Raw genomic sequence first — 2,840 nt, forward strand, 5'->3', positions numbered from 1 at the left:
TACGGTGTAGCCCACGCAGCTCCAGATCGCCATGATGATGTCATCTTCCAGAGCGATGTTCTGCACCAGCACAGCATAAATTGCCACGCAGACGATGATGAGAAACGCCTGAAAGCCCAGCGCCAGCAGGGAGCGGAGGTAGTTCTGTCCCATACCGCCCCATTCCTTGCCCATCATGGCAGCCATTGGAACGGGAGCCACCGAGGTCACAAGTAGGGTAAGAACCCGGCGCCTTACCATATCACTATGGCAGGTTTCCGAGAACTCCCCTCCGAACCGGACTTACACCTCTCAGCGTATCCGGCTCTCCAGATGTCAGTCTAATTTCCCCGCGTGTAACTTGTCGTGACAGTAGACGCAGAGTGCCATTGTCTTGCGCTTACGCCCAATCATGGCGATTTCCCATTGTTTTCTGCCACTTAAATCTTTGAGTTTTCGTATATGGTGTATTTCAAGCGGCACATTCTCTGCGCCACACCACTCACACCTGTTTGCTTGCAGTCTTTTTATAAGACTATTACGCCCATAATTCTCAAAAATTCTTGCTACTATATCAGGATTTCCGCTTTCTACTTTAGTGTCCCGGCGGAACCCATTATTGTAAAACAATACCTTTCCGACCTTGCCGTTTTTCTTCGGATATTCCACAACAAAATCTTTTCCTTGACGGTACTTGCGGATAATTCTGCTGATTCGTGTCCGATATTTTCCAGCAAAGGTTTTGAGCATACTGTATCTCATTACATAGTAGAAGTTATTGAGTACAGACACGTTGTTTGCAAGTCGGTAGTAGTTATACAATCCACGGATTTCTGCGTTGTATTGGTTTAGGATTTCCAAATCGTCCAAGTGCAACAGGCGAGTGCGCCGGACAGGTTCCCAAACCTCTTTGTTTCCATTTTGTTTGTCGTATTTAATCTTGAGGGCATTGTAGGAGAACAGTCGTTTTACCCACTTATCATGGGGAACATAAAGTAAGACTTTTCCATTGTTTACCCGTCTGGTAGCCCCGGTTTTGGTCTTTTTGTTGTGTTCGCCTTTGGCGATTGTGACCTCATATCCCAAGAACTTCGCAGCGTCGTGTCCATGAGTAATCAATGTCTTTTCCTCGGACATTTCCAGATGGAGTTTGTCCCGGATAAAGCAGCCTACATCTTGTTTAATCTGTTCTGCGTCCTCTTTGCTGCCGATAACTCCAATTAAGAAATCATCGGCATATCGGATATAGCAAATCCGTTTATAGCTATCGTCCATCTGGTCGCTATACGGCATAGATTTCAGACTACGCCGCAGTTCCCGGATTTCTGCAATTAAGCCCTCTTTTTCTTCCTCGCTCATTTTAGAGAGATTTCTTTTAAGCCTTTGTTCTTTCCCCCGGCAGACATCCAGCTTCTTCTTGAACGCAGGATTGATTTTACGGCGGTTTCCGCAGTTGAATTTCTCTGCATACTCTGCCATATAGCTATCCAGTTCGTTCATGTAGATGTTTGCAAGGATAGGGCTGATGATGGAGCCTTGCGGAGTGCCGGAATAAGTATTGTGATAATTCCAATCCTCCATATATCCAGCTTTCAAGAACTTCCAGAGCAGACCGATGAAATGTTCATCTGCAATCCGCTTTCGCAAAATAGCAATCAACACATGATGGTCTACGTTGTCAAAACAGCCCTTTATATCTCCCTCAACGAACCACTTTGTCCCCGTAAAATATTTCTGCACATATTTGAGTGCCGTATGACAGCTTCTGTTTATACGGAAACCGTGGGAATAGTCGCTAAAGGTTGGCTCATAAATACTCTCTAAGATGAGCCGCACCACCTCCTGTATCAGTTTATCGTCGAATGACGGTATCCCCAGAGGACGCATTTTCCCATTGGATTTCGGGATATACGTTCTCCTTGCCGGGTTAGGCTGATAACTAAAATCCCGCATTTTTTCAATGAGGGCGTTTATCCTTGCCATTCCCATTCCGTCAATGGTTTTGCCGTCTGTTCCGGCTGTCATGTTGCCTGGTTTCGCCTGTATCCGCTGATATGCCAGCAGATAGAATTGTGGATTGTACAGGTTGCGGTATAACCGCTCGTACTTGTAGCTCTTGTTACACGCCTTGGATTTTAGGCTTTCCAACACATTTTCAGGACTTCTCATAATGCCTCACGCACCTTTCCTTTTTATGAATTGGTTGACATCCTGCCTCCCTTCGCCATGTAGACGGCTTTCCCGCCCTCGGACTACTACGGAGGCTCCGTTGCCATGCTGGATATTCAGCGTCATCTTTCTTGGGTTTTTACCCCTTGAAATTTATCGCCTTGCGGCATTACGCATAGCCGGATAGTTCCGGCGTTCCGGTTTAGGCAATCTCCAGTTAGACACTTTGGGAAAAGCGTATTGTGATGTCGGTAGTGGGTTTTCGTCCTTTTCCGCTTACTGCGGCTGGCTGTCATAAGTATCGTGCGGTCTGTGTTTACCTGTCACATTCCGCTATGACATACGGCGAATACAACCATCCTGCGCCGTCGGGTCGAGTATCCCGCCTCGGACTGCCCTTAAAGCAGTTTAGCCTTGCTCCTCATTCACAATGTTGCGTCTTGCCGCTCAGTCGTGGGTAGATGGTTTTCCCAACTTGCGATTTTTCCGATACGCTATTGTCCCCCTTGTGGTTTCCCTCCGGGGTAAATCGGATGACGCTAAAGTGACGCTTTTCACGTCTTTGATACTTTTCTTTACCGGCTTGCTAAAGCCGGGTTCCCAAAATGCCCGCACACCGCCTTTGGATGAAAAGCGGCGCTTCTGGACGCGCGGTAAATCTCGATCATACGGCCATAAATGACGATAAAGAT

1 protein-coding gene and 1 pseudogene are annotated in these 2,840 nt (G+C 47.0%); both read right to left on the reverse strand.

Annotation, left to right across the window (positions count from 1 at the left end; genetic code table 11):
* Nucleotides 1-216 (reverse strand): annotated as a pseudogene (locus OCV69_RS16440) (VirB6/TrbL-like conjugal transfer protein, CD1112 family); the annotation flags it as partial.
* 99 nt (nucleotides 217-315) lie between these two features.
* A complete protein-coding gene (locus tag OCV69_RS16445) occupies nucleotides 316-2,148 on the reverse strand; it encodes a reverse transcriptase/maturase family protein (RefSeq protein ID WP_005933772.1) in 1,833 nt (610 codons plus the stop codon).
* Nucleotides 2,149-2,840 lie beyond the last annotated feature (692 nt).

The sequence above is a fragment of the Alitiscatomonas aceti genome (assembly GCF_025567195.1).
In the GTDB taxonomy this organism is placed as follows: domain Bacteria; phylum Bacillota; class Clostridia; order Lachnospirales; family Lachnospiraceae; genus Alitiscatomonas; species Alitiscatomonas aceti.

Bases quoted from the DNA above. Each gene is read 5' to 3' on its own strand.
- OCV69_RS16445 (WP_005933772.1), bottom strand. From the start codon at position 2,148: ATGAGAAGTCCTGAAAATGTGTTGGAAAGCCTAAAATCCAAGGCGTGT.